General features: G+C 62.7%; 14 protein-coding genes and 1 pseudogene. 11 read left to right on the forward strand and 4 right to left on the reverse strand.

Annotated elements, in window-relative coordinates; translation table 11 throughout:
• Positions 1-4: 4 nt before the first annotated feature.
• From ACYVRU_RS04035 to ACYVRU_RS04045, 3 genes are read right to left on the reverse strand one after another with little or no spacing between them, the layout of a single operon-like run.
• A complete protein-coding gene (locus tag ACYVRU_RS04035) occupies positions 5-679 on the reverse strand; it encodes a 4Fe-4S single cluster domain-containing protein (protein ID WP_114549384.1) in 675 nt (224 codons plus the stop codon).
• A gap of 6 nt (positions 680-685) precedes the next feature.
• Entirely contained in the window at positions 686-1,288 is a 603-nt protein-coding gene (locus ACYVRU_RS04040; RefSeq protein ID WP_415979587.1) for an FHA domain-containing protein, read from the reverse strand.
• A 1-nt stretch (position 1,289) separates the two neighbouring features.
• Positions 1,290-2,825 carry a hypothetical protein gene (locus ACYVRU_RS04045; protein ID WP_452039451.1) on the reverse strand — a complete coding sequence of 512 codons (1,536 nt, stop codon included), beginning with the start codon at positions 2,823-2,825 and terminating at the stop codon, positions 1,290-1,292.
• Between the two features lie 100 nt (positions 2,826-2,925).
• Here ACYVRU_RS04045 and ACYVRU_RS04050 point away from each other — a divergent pair, with 100 nt between their 5' ends.
• From ACYVRU_RS04050 to ACYVRU_RS04100, 11 genes and pseudogenes are all read left to right on the forward strand, one after another.
• On the forward strand, positions 2,926-3,531 hold the full coding sequence (locus ACYVRU_RS04050; RefSeq protein ID WP_181869661.1) for a carbonic anhydrase: 606 nt from the start codon (positions 2,926-2,928) through the stop codon (positions 3,529-3,531).
• A gap of 144 nt (positions 3,532-3,675) precedes the next feature.
• Positions 3,676-4,656 (forward strand): NrfD/PsrC family molybdoenzyme membrane anchor subunit, encoded by a 981-nt coding sequence (gene nrfD / locus ACYVRU_RS04055; protein ID WP_157012547.1) that lies wholly within the window; start codon positions 3,676-3,678, stop codon positions 4,654-4,656.
• An 82-nt stretch (positions 4,657-4,738) separates the two neighbouring features.
• The gene (locus ACYVRU_RS04060; RefSeq protein WP_157012546.1) at positions 4,739-5,713 is read left to right on the forward strand and encodes a slipin family protein; all 975 of its coding nucleotides are present in this window, start codon (positions 4,739-4,741) and stop codon (positions 5,711-5,713) included.
• Between the two features lie 36 nt (positions 5,714-5,749).
• Positions 5,750-6,148, forward strand: a complete 399-nt coding sequence (locus ACYVRU_RS04065) for a GntR family transcriptional regulator (RefSeq protein ID WP_157012545.1) — start codon at positions 5,750-5,752, stop codon at positions 6,146-6,148.
• Positions 6,149-6,416: 268 nt separating this feature from the next.
• Positions 6,417-7,712 carry a radical SAM protein gene (locus ACYVRU_RS04070; RefSeq protein WP_173113996.1) on the forward strand — a complete coding sequence of 432 codons (1,296 nt, stop codon included), beginning with the start codon at positions 6,417-6,419 and terminating at the stop codon, positions 7,710-7,712.
• 174 nt (positions 7,713-7,886) lie between these two features.
• Positions 7,887-7,979: pseudogene (locus tag ACYVRU_RS04075) on the forward strand (twin-arginine translocation signal domain-containing protein); the annotation flags it as partial.
• A gap of 186 nt (positions 7,980-8,165) precedes the next feature.
• Positions 8,166-10,433 (forward strand): molybdopterin-containing oxidoreductase family protein, encoded by a 2,268-nt coding sequence (locus ACYVRU_RS04080; protein ID WP_227081070.1) that lies wholly within the window; start codon positions 8,166-8,168, stop codon positions 10,431-10,433.
• On the forward strand, positions 10,434-11,066 hold the full coding sequence (locus ACYVRU_RS04085; RefSeq protein ID WP_114539213.1) for a 4Fe-4S dicluster domain-containing protein: 633 nt from the start codon (positions 10,434-10,436) through the stop codon (positions 11,064-11,066).
• A gap of 17 nt (positions 11,067-11,083) precedes the next feature.
• A complete protein-coding gene (nrfD, locus tag ACYVRU_RS04090; RefSeq protein WP_227070122.1) occupies positions 11,084-12,355 on the forward strand; it encodes an NrfD/PsrC family molybdoenzyme membrane anchor subunit in 1,272 nt (423 codons plus the stop codon).
• A 112-nt stretch (positions 12,356-12,467) separates the two neighbouring features.
• A complete protein-coding gene (locus ACYVRU_RS04095; protein WP_114539212.1) occupies positions 12,468-12,830 on the forward strand; it encodes a hypothetical protein in 363 nt (120 codons plus the stop codon).
• Positions 12,827-13,258 (forward strand): DUF4405 domain-containing protein, encoded by a 432-nt coding sequence (locus ACYVRU_RS04100; RefSeq protein ID WP_114539211.1) that lies wholly within the window; start codon positions 12,827-12,829, stop codon positions 13,256-13,258. The genes ACYVRU_RS04095 and ACYVRU_RS04100 overlap by 4 nt, the downstream gene beginning before the upstream one ends.
• A gap of 99 nt (positions 13,259-13,357) precedes the next feature.
• On the opposite strand, the gene ACYVRU_RS04105 is transcribed toward ACYVRU_RS04100, so the two are convergent.
• Positions 13,358-14,734 (reverse strand): LCP family protein, encoded by a 1,377-nt coding sequence (locus ACYVRU_RS04105; protein WP_302012039.1) that lies wholly within the window; start codon positions 14,732-14,734, stop codon positions 13,358-13,360.
• Between the last annotated feature and the right edge of the window lie 7 nt (positions 14,735-14,741).

Raw genomic sequence — 14,741 nt, forward strand, 5'->3', positions numbered from 1 at the left:
GGGGCTACTCCTTCTCGCGGGTCGTTTGGGGCCGGCCGTGGATGCCGATGGATATCGCCCGGCCGTCGAACACCGCGTTCTGCACCGAGCGCGGTTTCTGCATCTCCTCATGATACAGGGTTTCCAGTGCCGGATTGAGCACGATGACCCGTTGGTTGGTGGAACCGCGCAGCGCGCAGACGCCGTCGTTTTCCGCCTCGACATAGGGCCCGTCGATGAGCACGTCGATGAGCGGCGCATCCTCCGGGTGCGCGCTGGGGGCGGCCCCGGCGCTTCCTTCGTTGGGAAGGCCGCCGCTGCTTGGTTGCGGGGAGGAGGGGAGGGGAAGCAGGCCTTTCGGTAATTTGGGCATGGCGGTGAGCTCCCCGAAGGTGTAGCCGGTGTAGATGAGGATGTCGTCGAAGGTGGAGCGGATAGCCGCGAGCACGGAGGCGAGGGCCGGCGCCTGTTCCAGCGGATCGCCGCCGGTGAAGGTGATGCGATGGGCACCGGTGCGCCCGGCAAGGTCGTTCAGAACGGCAGCGAGGCGCGCGGGCTCGATGGCGGCCTCGGGGCGCGTCTCCCACAGCTCGGGATTGGCGCAGCCGGGGCATCGCTTCGTGCAGCCACAGGTCCACACGACGACGCGCTCGCCGGGACCTAAGGTGGTGACGGGGAAGTAGATGCGGTCGACGAACATGGCGGCCTACCGGCCGGACATGGCCCGCGCCGCGACGCGCGCGATCTGCCGGGCATCCAGCGGATCCTTGCAGAACGCGCAGGCGGCAACGCGACCTTCGGGGCCTTCCACGGCATATTCGGTCCCGCACACGGGACATCGCACGGACCAGGCAGTTTCGGCGGGAGCGTCCTGCACGTCCGATTCCACGGCGGCCCCGTCCGCCACGGCCGCCTGGGTGCCCACCTGCACGCGGAACACCATGTCGGCCAGCTTCAGCATCTCGCCGCCGAACAGCGGTTGGGGCGCGCCGCAGCGCAGATCCGACCAGACGCCACCACGCTCCACGGCCGACGCGTTGCGGCCCGTGTGCTCGATGGTCCAGCGCCCTTCGCTGTCGACGGCCACCACGGCATGGGCGCCGGACACCCTCGGCGAGAAGAGGTCGGGCGAGAAGTCGCCGGCGCGCCCAAGGATGCCGCCTGGGGCCGGTATGCGGACGACCTCCCCGCTCCGCACGTCTTCCAAAAGCAGAGTATCACCTGCGCTTTCGTGCGACAAAGCGCCTCCGCAAGCGGCGCAGCGCATCGCATCGTCGGGGTTGGCGAAGCCGCAGGAGCACAGGCGCATGCTATCTCATCTCCCTTGTCGCGTTGCCGCTGCGCCTGCGCTTCCGCGCTTCGCGCCTCGCCGCCGCATCTTCTCCGTAGGGGCTGACCTCGGTCAGCCCTGGCCCGCGAGATTCGTTGGAGGCGCGGATTCCGTCGCGCTCCGCCATTCCCGCCCGCGCCTCGACGTCTGCGACGGCTCGCATCTCGCGGCAGAAGGCGGTATCGGGTGCGGCCTTGTAGCGCACAGTGTTGGTGATGCCGAAGGCGGCCAGATCCTCCGCGATCTCGTCGTAGACGGCGCAGAAGTCGTGCTGGTCGGCGAGGAGTCGCTCGGTGCGCGCCCCGCCAGGAGCCGCCTCCATGGTCACGACCTCGCCGTCTTCCACTGCCTCGATGCCGCCAGGCAGCCCTGCCACCTGCAGCATGAGGTCGCCCGCATCCGACACGAAGGCGTGCAGCCCCTCGGTGGCGTCTTCTCGGCCGAAGAGCCGATGGGTGCCCATGAGGTCGCGCCCCATAGTGACCGAGCGGGCGATGGTGTAGCCGTGGCGTGCCATAACGGCGTCGATGCAGGCCTTCAGGTAGGCGTTGCGATCGACTTGAAGCTGGAGGGCCCGCAGCGTCTCCAGGCGGCCGACGGCCTCCTCCAAGGTAGCAAAGGTGCCGAACGCTTCCGCGAAGGGGACGCTCTGGGCGCGCAGGTCGGCCTCGGCGTCCTCGATGAGGGCGATAAGATCGGCCATGGCTGCGGCGTTCGATTCCATGGTGGGGAGCAGAAGCGCCAGCTGCGCGGCGGCCTGCGGGCCCAGCTCGCGCGTCGTTTCCAGGAGCAGGGCGCGATCGGCAGGCAGGGTGCAGGGGGAGGCGATGAGCGCGAGCGCCCGACGGGCGACCTCTTGCACATGGTTGCGGGCGATCAATGTCCCGCTTTCGTCCACAGCAGCGGGCGAGGGGCGACCGAGGTTGCCCCCTACGGGCTCAACCTGCATGGCCGTCCCCTCTGCAGCAGCCTTCTCCATAGGGGCGGATCTTGATCCGCCCTGGGCTTCGACGGCCGATGATTCCGACGGCAGACAATGCTCATCGGCCATGAAAGAGCGGGCGGCCTCCACAGCGGCCGCTGTGGCGCTCTCTTTGGCGGCCTTGGCCAGCACGGCGGTGAAGTCGCGTGCTTCGGACGCGGCTGCGGCTTGGGCGCGGGCTCGCTGGATGCGTTCGGCCAGGGGGTGCGCCTCGCGCTCGAAGGCATCAGCGATGGCTACGGCTCGCGACGAGCAGCGCTCGGTCCGGGCGACGGATTCCGCCATGGCCGTTGCCGGCGTAAAAGCGCATTCCGCTGTCAGCTGCGCGAGGGCCGCCTCGGCGAGCTGCCGCAGGGAGGCAGCGGCCTCCTCGGCTTCGGCACAACCTTCGGCCTCGTCCAGAAGCTCGTTCAGGAGCGCCGCGATGCGTCGCCGCGCCCGGGCCCGACTGTGATCCACGTCGGAGAGCAGCGCCTCAAGCTGCGCCCGGATCATCCGCTCGATTTCCAATTGACTCGTCTTCGGCCCGCTCATGGATGTGCCCCTTTGCCCAAATTCTCTCTTCGGGCCATTATAGAGCCATCAGAAAGAATCGCGCGGGAAGATGGGAGACGGTATGAGCGAGGATGAAGCTGTGAAATTGACGACGGCGGGCTATACCGCTGACGACTACGACGGGGATGCCCATGTGCCAGCCGAGGAGGCGCTGCGGCGGCTTGTGGAGGGCAACCGCATCTACGTGGAGGCGCTCGACCATGAGCGCGATCTGTCCCAGGAGCGCATTGCCGACCTGTTCGAGAACGGTCAGCGCCCCTTCGCCTGCGTCATCACGTGCGCCGACTCGCGGGTGGTGCCCGAGCACGTCTTCATGACCGGGTTGGGCGAGCTGTTCGTCATCCGCGTGGCGGGCAATGTGGTGGGGCCCATCGAACTGGCCAGCGCCGTGTATGCCTGCGAACACTTGCACACCCGTCTTCTGCTGGTGCTGGGGCACACCCACTGCGGCGCCATCAAGGCGGCCCTCGATGGGGAAGCGGGGCCGGTGGCCGCCATCACCGAGCGCATCGTCGCGGCCCTGGGCGACGTGCGCGACCCCTACGAGGCCAGCGTGGCGAACGCCCGGGCCGCGGCAGCCGAGCTGGCCGCCTCGCCGGAGCTGGCGCGCCTTGCCGCCGAGCACGACCTGGACATCCGCGTCGCCATCTACCACACCCACTGCGGCGTCGTGGACTTTCTGTAGCGCGGCTCTGAGATCCTGACGTTTGACGGGGAGATTCCGCTCTTGAAATGATTATCGTAATAACTTGCGATAAAGTGATTGAGGGGATACACTTGCACGTGATGATTCGCGAAATGTAGGGGCGGCGTTGGAAGGCAGGGGAGAATGTTGTTCAGCGAACTTGCCGTAGCCTACTTGTTTTTCGGGGGAGCGGGGGCGGGCACCTGTGCTGTTATGGGCGTATTGGAATGCGCCAATTTAGGACGCTACGGTACGAGAGCGACCTATCGCACTACAAAGAAATCGCAGCCCCGTTTGATTCGGTGGGTGCGAAGAAACTTGCGAGTGCCCCATGAGCTGTTATCCCGCGGCTGGGTGCTCTGCCTGGTGCTGCTGGCGGTGGGATCGCTTTGCCTCATGGCCGATGCCGGCCGTCCCGAGCGGGTGCTCTCTCTGTGGCTGGCCCCTCGCTTCACGGTCGTGACGGTGGGTGCGTGGGCGCTTCTGGCCTCGGGCGCTTTGGCGACTTTCTTCGCTCTTGCCTCGAATGGTATTGGCGCGCGATTGCCTCTCTTCGTAGTGCTCGTCGCCTCCGTTGCCGCTGTGATCGCAGGAGTTATCACAGCGGTCTACACGGGAGTGCTCCTCATGCAGCTGCCCTCGGTTGTCGCCTTTGGGTCGTGGCTTGTGCCGGCACTCTTTTGTCTCTCGTCGCTGTCGTGCGGGGTGGCCGTGGCCTTCGGCGTTGCATCTTTCGTTGATTCTCGCGTGCCGTTCGGTTCAGCGCTGCGATGCTTAAGTCACATGGACCGTGCGATAATCATCGCAGAGGCAGTGGCTCTGGCCCTCTTTGCGACGTTTTTGCTGACTGATATCCGAACAGAGGCGGGGGGCCGCGCCCTTCTGACGGGTGATGAGGCGATTATGTTTTGGGTGGTGCTCGTGCTAGCCGGTTTGGTCGCGCCCTTTATCTTGGAGTGTCGTTACCCTGGAGGAGATCGGCGCACAAAGGGCCTCTGGATTGCCGTCTGTGTGCTCCTTGGCGGGGCGGCCCTGAGGGTCTGCGTGACAGGGCTCGCCTCTTTCGACGTTTCCCAGAACCCCGAGCTCGCGATGCGTATGGCGTTCGCGGTAGCTGGAGGCTGAGCTGTGCCCTCGCAGCGGGAACGCTGGAATACGATGAACAATAAGGCAACTTGCTAAGCAAGATGAGAGGAAGGATCGACCGATGACGAAAAGCGCAAGGGGTCGCAAAGCGCGCCGCACTGAATGGGAAGCTGCGCCGGGCCCGTGGAGCGACAGCGAAGCGGAAATGCTGGCGGCAACCTCCTATGTGCCCAAGAAATCGTCGCGCAACGGCGCTCTCGTATTCAGCGTCGCCGTGTTCATGGCCGCGGCCGCTGCGGCGCTTGTCTGCGATCTTCTTTTGGAGGGGCGCATCTCGCTCGTGGGCATTCTTGCGGCTCTGCTCGCGGCACTTGCGGCCTCTTCTTCGTTGCATATTGCTCTGGGGTGGGAAAAGGTGGTCGTGCTGCGGCTCGGCAAGTTGAACCGCGTGGTGGGACCTGGTTTCTATGCCACCATTCCCATTTTGGAGCATGGGACCATTCGCGTCGATCAGCGCATTATCGCCACCCCCTTCCGTGCTGAGCGTACGTTGACGGCCGATCTTGTGCCTGTGAACATCGACGCGGTGCTGTTCTGGGTGGTGTGGGATGCGGAAAAGGCCTGCGTGGAAGTGGAGGACTATTACGCGGCCATATCGTATCTTGCTCAGACGTCGCTGCGCGAGGCAGTGGGGCGCTCAACGGTAGGGGAGGTGGCCTTGCGTCGCGATCAGCTGGATGAGGAGATCAAGGCCGATATCGAGAAAGAGGCCTCGGGGTGGGGCGTTGACATCATCTCCGTAAAGGTCCGCGACATCGTGATCCCGGCGGAGTTGCAAAACGTCATGTCCTTGGAGGCTCAGGCCGACCGCGAACGCAATGCTCGCATGACGGTGGCGAGTGTCGAAGCCGATTTGGCGGAGATGCTTTCTGAGGCTGCCCGCATCTACGGGGATGAGGACGCGGCCCTGAAGCTGCGTACCATGCTCATGCAATACGAGACGGTGAAGGGATCCGGTAGCGCTGTTGTCACGGTGCCCACGGCCGTAAGCGATGGTTTTGCTGAAGGCGTCCAACGCGAGGGGCGAGGGCTCTGATAGGATATAAGTACCGTTTCGCGAGAAAGAAGCATCATGGGCGTCCTTGAATCTTTCGCTATAGACCACAACTCCGGCCTTCCGGTGTGGATACAGATTAAGAACCGCATTGCCTATCTTATTGGCTCGGGAGCCTTTGTCCCCGGCGATAGGCTTCCTACGGTGCGCGCCTTGGCGGTGGATCTGGATATCAGCTACAACACGGTGAATCGCGCCTATATGGATTTGGAACGCGAGGGCTACATTTCTACTCGCAAGGGGCGGGGCACTTTCGTGGCCGAGCGCCACGATTTGGGTGCTCATACGGCTTCAGATTCTCCCATCGAGCTAGTAATCGACGACATGATCCGCGTATGTTCGAACGCAGGGCTCGCCGATGACGACATTGTCGCCATGGTACAGGCTCGCCTTGCTCACCGGGATTTCATGCGATAGGCCCCATTTGCCTTCAGGGGCCAGGGCGCGGAACGGCGCGTCAACGTGCGCAGGAAACATGCCTGGGCAAAGAGGGACAAGTCAAGTCTTTATTGTCGCAAGATATTGTGATAATGTGACACTGTGACGTTAAGACGACTACATCGAGCTTTCGTATCGATGCTATCCAGGGGGAAAGATGGCGGTCGGGAAGGAAACCGAAAAGGGAGCGGGCGACGAGGGGCGCCGTTCGGCCCTCGCTCTGTACGAGGACATCGAGGCCGAGCACATGGCCGCCCTGGAGGCGACTGGCATAGCGTTCGCCCCGTACGATAGCGAACGACTTGAACGCGAGGGACTGCTTCGCCAGTTGCGCGAGCGGGGGGCTCGCATCCGCAATGGAGGAGCGAGTGTGGCCATCGGCCCCATGAGCGTTGCCTGCGAGGCGTGCACCGGCTCCTGCGTGAGCCGCAGTTTTGCCTTGACGAACAACTGCCATCGCGACTGTTTCTTCTGCTTCAATCCCAATCAGGAGGATTTTGCCTACTGGTGCGAGCGACCTTTTCCATGGCGTCGCCAGCTGGACGATTTGGCTGCAGAGCCCGGCTCCCCGGCCTGCATTGCGCTTACTGGCGGTGAGCCTCTTTTGATGGCAGACGAGGCTGTGGCTTTCTTCTCCCGTGCCTCCGAGCTGTTTCCCGCGGCTCATCTGCGCCTGTACACGTCCGGGGACCTGCTGAGCCGCGAGCTGATCGATCGTCTCGTGCGGGCGGGCCTTCATGAGATTCGATTCTCTGTCAAGCAGGATGACAAGCCGGAGCTTTTGGAAAAGGTGCTGGAACGTATGGCTTGGGCGCGCGAGCAAGTGCCCACGGTCATGGTGGAGATGCCCGTCATTCCGGGAACCGACTCGTTCATGAAAGAGCTTTTGGCGAAGCTCGATGCCCTAGGCGTTGACGGCGTTAATTTGCTGGAGTTTGCCTATGCCATGTGGAACTGGCCCGTGTTTGAGTCCTTGGGCCTTACGCTGCGCAACCCTCCCCAGCAGGTGATGTTCGACTACACCTATGCGGGTGCTTTGGCGGTGCAGGATAGCGAGGAGGACTGCTTGCGTCTGATGCTGTGGGCGCGCGAGCAAGGCTTGGGACTGGCGCTGCATTATTGCTCATTGGAGAACAAGCATCGAGCTCAAGTGCGAAACATGAACGAGCCCTTCGCCGACATTCACGCCTGCTATGCCTTCGACTACGACGACTTCTTCCTAAAGACCGCGCTGGCTTTCGACGGCGATCGCGATCTGGTGAGACGAGCCCTAGAGAGGGAGGGCTGCCGCCAGGTTCTCGAAGACGCCGAAGGGGGGTCGTTGGCCTTTCATCCTCGCTGGCTCTCCGTTGCTCGTCGTGCTGTGCCGGAACCCGGGCGGCTGTGCGTGTCTTTCAACGTCGCGGTGGACGAGGGGCGTTCCCTGCGGGAGCTGAAAGTGGTACCCGCAGGCGAACTTTCTGTGCAGCTTACCGACAGTACAGGATCTGCCGATGCGTGTGAGCCTTGCCTCCAGGGGTTTGAAAAGAGCTGGAATCGCTAAACAGAGAAAATAGGCTCAAATTTATTGTCACAATGTATTGCGACAAAGTAACAAAGGGTTTATACTGCGCACTGAGAGCGGGGAGGGGCCGACCCCGCGCGAGGGCGGGCGCTTATGCATGGCGCCCGAATGGAGAGCGGAGAGATTCCGCTGCATTTGGAGATAGGAGGAGAAATGTCGGAACTGAACGTACCGGTCAAAGGCATTTCGCGCCGAAGCTTTCTCAAAACTACAGCTGCTGTAGCCGGAGCCGCTGCAGTGAGCGGAGCCACGATGACGGCTCTTGCTGCAACCGATGAGGAGACTGCGGGCGACGAGGAGCATGAGGTCGTTTGCGTCTGCGGTTGCAACTGCCAAGGCAATTGTTCGATGGTTGCCACGGTTCGCGAAGGCAAAATGGTAAACATACGATCTAATGAGGATCTTCCGTATCCCGCTTACGAGCGAATCTGTATGCGTGGTTTTAGCCATGCGAACCGCATGTACGACTTCAACCGCGTGCTGTATCCCATGAAGCGGAAGACGTGGAGCTTGGAAGAGCCCCATGTCGAGAACCGCGGCACCGACGAGTGGGAGCGCCTGTCGTGGGACGAGGCTACCCAGCTTGTCGCCGATACGCTCACCTACAACACGGAGAACTACGGCGTGCGCTCGAACTGCGTGCTTGTGTCTGCCGGCAACTCTTTCGCCGCCTACGGCGGCTTGATCGCCGGTCTTGGTTTCGCGAATGCCTTTGGGTTCCAGGGGCTTGACGTGTGCCTGGACTACGGCGATCTGGTCGGCATCGGAGAGGTGACCGGCAGCGGTTGGGACTTCAACCAGCGTAACATGGCTGGCGACTACCGTTTTGCCAAAACGCTTTTGATCTGGGATACGAACCCGCCCAACTCCCAGCCCCATAGCTGGCACTTCTGCATGGAGGCCAAGGACGCTGGCGCCAATCTGGTCGTCATCGACCCTACCTACACCATCGCGGCCCAACAGGCCACAAAATGGGTGCCCATCAAACCCGGTACCGATCCGGCGCTCGGCATGGCTATGCTCAACGCTATCATCGCCAACGAATGGTACGACCTGGACTTCATGCGCGAGAAGACCTGCGCTCCCCTGCTCGTGCGCGAGGACAACGGCCATTTCCTCCGCGCGACGGATTTCGGCGAGGAGGGCCCGGCACAGCTGCCCGAGTACCCGTTCTTCGGCACACTGCTACTCCAGGGCGTGAAGGCCGGCAAGGTGCCCACGTTGGAGGAGTCGGCCCACTATGTGGTATGGGACGCCGACAAGGACGCCTGGGGCCTCATCAATGACGTGGCCAACCCCGCACTCGAGGGCAGCTTCGAGGTAAACGGCGTGAAAGTTACCACGGCCTGGTCGCTGTTCAAGGAGCATATGGCCGAGTGCACGCCAGAGTGGGCTGAGGGCATCACCGAGGTGTCGGCGGATACCATCGTGGAGCTTGCCCGCATGTACTCCCAGGACACGCCCTCGACCATCTATGCGGGCTACCACCTGTACGATAACTGCGAGGAGATGGGCATGACCTGGGCCTGCCTCGCCGCCCTTACGGGCAATATCGGCAAGCGCGGCGCCTCTATCGGGCATTTGGGGAAGAGCAAGCCGACGATCAACATGGCCGGCCTCGCCTTCCCGGCGGGACTCAAGGGCCTTCACGACGAGCTGCCGTGGCTTCATCTGCCCGAGGTCTTGGAAACGGGCAAGCTGAAGGGCGAGGATTTCCCCGTGCGCCTTCTCTACAACATAGGGGCGAACCCGGTCGGCAGCTATGCGGCCCAGCGCAAGACCATCGAGGAGATCTTGCCGAAGATCCCCTGCATCGTGACGAACGACATGGAGTTCTCCGAAACCTGCGAGTACAGCGACATTGTGCTGCCCTGCGCCCACTACTTCGAGTACGACTGGATTCAGGCCAGCTCGCACACTCCCTTCCTGTACATGGCGAACAAGGTGGCCGACCCCATCGGTGAGGCGAAGGAGGACGTGGAGATCTTCCGGGCCATTGCCGAGCGCATGGACAACGAGGCGGCCAAGGCGTTCTACGCCAAGTCCAACGAGGAAATGATGCGCATGGTGGTCGATACCGAGAAGGGCGAGCCGGTGGGCATTACCTTCGACAACCTCAAGGAGAAGGGCGTGCTGGCCGACCGAGACGAGAACTGGATTCACTGGGAAGAACAGCGCTGGCCTACGCTTTCCGGCCGTCTGGAATTCTACGTGGAGAATCCCGGCGCTCGCATCGACATCGGCAAGCCCATCGACAAGGACTTTTACCATATGCCCACCTACCATACGCCCTTCGAGGCCTACGATGAGAGCGAGCAGCACGAAAAATATCCCCTGTACCATTATTGCGAGCGCACAAGATGGCACTTGCATACCCAGTACAACCATGCTCCTGTGCTGCGCGAGCTTGATCCGGAGCCCTATTTGCGCATGAACCCCGTTGATGCCGAAGCGCGCGGCATCGCCGAGGGCGACTACGTCGAGGCCTACAACGATCGGGGCCACTGCGTGTGCAAGGCGAAATTCGATATGGGCGTCAGGCCGGGCATGGTCTCCTCGCCCAAGGGATGGCACCGGGGAGCCTATGTGGCGGGCAGCTATCAAGAGCTGACCTGCGACCATTTGAATCTGCTTCATATGAACACGTCGTTCGACGACACGCTCGTCGAAGTGCGCAAGTACGAGGGAGAGGTGAGATAAATGACCCGTTATGGAATGGTGATCGACACTAAGAAGTGCATTGGCTGCCACGTATGTGCCATGGCGTGCAAAACGGAGAACAACTTGCCCAACGATGTATGGTGGAACCGCATCTTCACCGATAACGGTGGCGAGATGGGGTTCGACATGGTGGGCGGCTCGTATCCTGACAATTTGCAGTTCGGCTATATCCCCGTCGCCTGCCAGCATTGCGAGAACCCCGCCTGCGTGAAGGTATGCCCGGTGGGAGCGACCTACAAGGATCCCGAAACGGGAGTGGTGCGCCAGGATTACGACAAGTGCATCGGCTGCCGCATGTGCATGAGTGCTTGCCCTTACAACGGTGTGCGTTCTTTCAACTGGGAAGAGCCCGTATTCCACATGGACTATGCCATGGGCAGCAAGGATGCGCCCGAACATCAGCAGCACGTCGTGGAGAAGTGCACGTTCTGCTACCACCGCACGTCTCAAGGCATTGAGCCGGCTTGCATGCACCTTTGCGTGGGTCGAGCACGTTTTTGGGGCGACTTAGATGACCCGACTTCTGAGGTAAGCCGTCTTCTTGCGGAACGGTCGCACAAGCGGCTCTTGGAAGATCGTGGCACGGAGCCTTCAACTTACTATCTCGTCTAGCAGAGGGGAGTGACATTATGTCCGAGTATATGCAGGGTGGAGCCCTTGCCAGCGATGACCTCGATTTCTCAGCGTCCAGCGATCGAGGGCGTGCTAGTGAGCACGCGTCGACGGCCGTCAAGAGTCCTGCTCTCAATGTTGCCATCGGCGTGAGCGCCGTGGTGATGGTGGTCGGCTTGGTGCTGTGGTTTATGCAGCTGTCGGGCGGCATGGTGCAGACCGCCATGCGCAACCTCGACAGCTGGGGCCTCTACATCACGGGCTTCATGTTTTTCGTGGGCCTGTCGGCCGGCGGTCTTATCATCTCGTCGGTGCCCAAGGCCCTCGGCATCCGCGGCTTCGGCGGTATCTCGAAAGTGGCGGTGTTCTCATCCATCGCCTGCACGGTGGTCGCCATCGGTCTTGTAGTGGTGGATATGGGCCAGCCCTTCCGCGTGTGGGAGCTGTTCGTTTACTCCAATCTGGGCAGCCCGCTTATGTGGGATATCATTGTCCTTTCCACCTACCTCATCCTGTCGTGCGTATACCTGTGGGCCCAGATTCAGGCCGAGCGCGGCAAGGTCAGCGCTGTGGCCTTGCGCGTCATCTCGGTGATCGCTCTCGTTACCGCCGTGCTCGTCCATTCGGTAACTGCCTGGATCTTCAGTCTTCAGCAGGGGCACGAGATGTGGCATACAGCCCTTCTGGCTCCTTGGTTCGTGTCCTCCGCTCTGGTGTGTGGTACGGCGCTCGTGATGGCTGTTGTCATTGGATTGCGCCGTGCCGGTTACCTCAACGTGGAGCAAGACAACATCGTGCGTCTCGCCAAGCTGCTCGGAGCCTTTGTGCTGGTGGATTTGTACTTCTTTGGCTGTGATCTGCTTACCGAAGGGTTCCCGGGTGGCGCAGGGGCAGAGGTAGTGGCCATGCTGACCCAAGGTCCTCTGGCCCCCTACTTCTGGTTCGAGATCATCGGCTGTGTCGCGTGCGCCGTCATCTGCCTGACTCCTGCCCTGCGTCGCAACGGTCTTCTGGTGACGGCTTCGTTGCTGGCCATCGCCGGCATCTTCTGCAAGCGCGTTCAGCTGCTGGTGGGCGGATTCCAAATCACTAACCTGGCCGACATGGCACCTGCAGTGAATTCCATGAGCATCACCTACGCCGATGGCACGCTTGCCGATGCCTATGCGAACCTCGTCTACTGGCCGACGCCGCTGGAGGCGGGCGTGACGCTGGGCGTCGTGGCCCTTGGGTTCCTCGTGTTCTTCTTGGGGCTCAAGTTTCTCCCGTTGCGTCCCTCCGAGAAGTAGTCAGTTGCGCGGACGCGAGCCGAGCCCTCCAATCAGCCCTGCGTCTTTCTGACATGCGGGCCGCCTGCCGCAGGGCGGGCGGCCCTTCTCTTTCGGAGGAGGAAGGAGTCCTATGAAAAAGATCGCCGTGACGGCGGCGGTGTTTCTGCTGGCCGCAGTCTGTTCGGTCGGTGCTGTGATGCTTGTTCAGCCTGAGGCGTTGAGTGTGCGACCCATTACGGAGACTTCGCCCTGTCCTGTGGTGGGATGCGCTTCAGGAAGCTGCCACGGTTTCGACGACGTGCCCGAGCCGGATGGCGTGCACGAGATGACGTGCCCGGAAGCTTCCTGCGCATCGGTGGAGTGCCATGGTTGGGAAACCCTCGGCTCACGCTACCACCAGGCATCGGATGCGAGCTTGAACCTGTGGATACTTATGCCGGTGGCCCTTGTGGTGGCGCTTGTTGGCATCGTGCGGAAGGTGGGACGCTCATGAGAGTGCTCGTTGTTGATGCGCTGGCGCTGGTTTTGTATATCGTGGTGTCGCTGCCTGCGATGACGGGCGTTGGCGCGCACGAGTGGCTGGGGCTTGGTATCGGGTTGGTCCTGCTTGTGCACGGGGCCCAGCATGTTGATTTTGCCGGCCGCCTTTTGACGAGTCGGGGCGCCTGGCGAGCAAAGGGACGAATTTTGCTCGATGCTGCGCTGGTGCTTTCCGTTGCAGTTGCTGTCCTGTCGGGTCTCATGGAATCGGGAACAGTTCTGCCTGCCTTTGGCTTTTATGCCGAGGGCTATTACTTTTGGGGGCCGCTGCATGCTGCTTCCGCCAAGGTGCTCCTCGCGCTTCTTGTTGTGCATGGGGCGCTCAATCTCGGCTCGGCGTGGCGTCTGGCCCAACGCGCCCGTGCGAAGGAAGATGAATGAACTTTCGGCAGCTATGTGACGGTTGCCTTTGATCTTGCAAAAAAAGAGCGGCCCGGGCGAGTGCCCGGGCCGCTCGGTGTTTCTGGTGCGGATAGTCGCCTACTCCACGTCCACGACGTCGTCGGTGGTGAGGGCGTCGGCCATGAGGTCGCGGTACTCGGCGGGGGAGGCGGCGTTGGTGGCGGCGCCCAGTTCGGTATCGCTTGCCTGGGGCTCGGGGATTTCCGCGGAGGTGTCGGTTGGATCAAGCCCTGCGTCTACCCGGCGCATCATGTCCTGCCACTCGGCGTACTGGGTGCCCACGTAGCTGATGCCGTCCTGGTTCAGGGTGTAGCTGGGGCAGGCGGCTGAGTACATGGTGAGTCCCTTGTCCTTGAAGGTGAGCGCGAGGGACACCAGATCGGTCACGGAGTAGTCGGTGGTCACGCAGCGGGCGAGGGATTCCACGGTACCGGGGATCTCGGTGATGGACTTCGAGAGCACCTTCTCCACGATGGCCTCGATGATCATGCGCTGGGCCTGGGCGCGGGAGAAGTCACCGGCGCGGGTGGCGTGGCGCTCGCGGGCGAAGGCGAGGGCCTGGTCGCCGTCGAGGGTCTGCTCGCCGGCCTCAAGGGAGATGCCGCTCGTGTCGGAATAGAAGCTCTCGGGCACGTTCACCTGAATACCGCCGAGTTCGTTCACAACGTCCTTCAGCTCCTCGAAGTGCACCTCCACGTAGTGGGTGATGGGCACGCCGGCGAAGGTGGAGAGCGTTTTCACGGCCTCGGACGGGCCGCCGAAGGCATAGGCGGCGTTGATCTTCTGGGTGCCGTGACCCTCGATATTGATCATGGTGTCGCGGGGCACCGAGATGAGATCGACCACGCCCTTGTCGGGATCGATGCGGGCGAGCATGGTCACGTCCGAGCGGCTGGCTGTCTCGCCCTTGCGGGCGTCGCTGCCGAAGATGCCCACGTAATAGGAGCCGTCGGCCTTGGCCGGGGCCAGCTGCTCGCCGAGCTCCTTGAACTCGGCGTCATCGAGGCCGCCCTGGATGGTGGCGTTGATGCCGTTCAGGTAGAGCGCGAGCGCCGTGCCGGCACCGGCGAGGATGACGACGAGGGCCGCGGCGATGCCGAGAGCGATCTTCTTACCGCGCGACTTCTTGCGAGCCGCTTTGGCGCGGGCAAGGCTGTCCGTGGCAGCGAAGCTTTGGGAGCCGCCCGCGGCGGAAACGGGGCTTGCGGTCGGCGCGAAGCCGGTGCCCTCGAAGGAGGAGCGGGCGCGGGAGGCGCGAGGCGTCCGCGAGGCGTCCGCCTGGGCGCTGCGAGAACGGGCGGCCTGGGCGCTCCGGGTGCTGCGGCCGGCGCTCGTTACGGGGGCGGAGTGGGAACCGCGGCGTCCCTGCGTGGAGCCGAGCGGCGCCGAGTGGGCGCCCCGGCGCGAGGTGCCGGAGTTGAGCGGAGCGGAATGCTTGCCAGGTCTGTTTGCCATAGGGTTC

It is taken from the genome of Adlercreutzia sp. CNCM I-6216 (assembly GCF_977113345.1).

Excerpts from the sequence above, each read along its gene's own strand:
- ACYVRU_RS04035 (WP_114549384.1), bottom strand. The coding sequence starts at position 679 with ATGTTCGTCGACCGCATCTACTTCCCCGTCACCACCTTAGGTCCCGGC.
- ACYVRU_RS04040 (WP_415979587.1), bottom strand. The coding sequence starts at position 1,288 with ATGCGCCTGTGCTCCTGCGGCTTCGCCAACCCCGACGATGCGATGCGC.
- ACYVRU_RS04045 (WP_452039451.1), bottom strand. The coding sequence starts at position 2,825 with ATGAGCGGGCCGAAGACGAGTCAATTGGAAATCGAGCGGATGATCCGG.
- nrfD (WP_157012547.1), top strand. The coding sequence starts at position 3,676 with ATGTTGTTCAGCGAACTTGCCGTAGCCTACTTGTTTTTCGGGGGAGCG.
- ACYVRU_RS04060 (WP_157012546.1), top strand. The coding sequence starts at position 4,739 with ATGACGAAAAGCGCAAGGGGTCGCAAAGCGCGCCGCACTGAATGGGAA.
- ACYVRU_RS04065 (WP_157012545.1), top strand. The coding sequence starts at position 5,750 with ATGGGCGTCCTTGAATCTTTCGCTATAGACCACAACTCCGGCCTTCCG.
- ACYVRU_RS04070 (WP_173113996.1), top strand. The coding sequence starts at position 6,417 with ATGGCCGCCCTGGAGGCGACTGGCATAGCGTTCGCCCCGTACGATAGC.
- ACYVRU_RS04080 (WP_227081070.1), top strand. The coding sequence starts at position 8,166 with ATGCGTGGTTTTAGCCATGCGAACCGCATGTACGACTTCAACCGCGTG.
- ACYVRU_RS04085 (WP_114539213.1), top strand. The coding sequence starts at position 10,434 with ATGACCCGTTATGGAATGGTGATCGACACTAAGAAGTGCATTGGCTGC.
- nrfD (WP_227070122.1), top strand. The coding sequence starts at position 11,084 with ATGTCCGAGTATATGCAGGGTGGAGCCCTTGCCAGCGATGACCTCGAT.
- ACYVRU_RS04095 (WP_114539212.1), top strand. The coding sequence starts at position 12,468 with ATGAAAAAGATCGCCGTGACGGCGGCGGTGTTTCTGCTGGCCGCAGTC.
- ACYVRU_RS04100 (WP_114539211.1), top strand. The coding sequence starts at position 12,827 with ATGAGAGTGCTCGTTGTTGATGCGCTGGCGCTGGTTTTGTATATCGTG.
- ACYVRU_RS04105 (WP_302012039.1), bottom strand. The coding sequence starts at position 14,734 with ATGGCAAACAGACCTGGCAAGCATTCCGCTCCGCTCAACTCCGGCACC.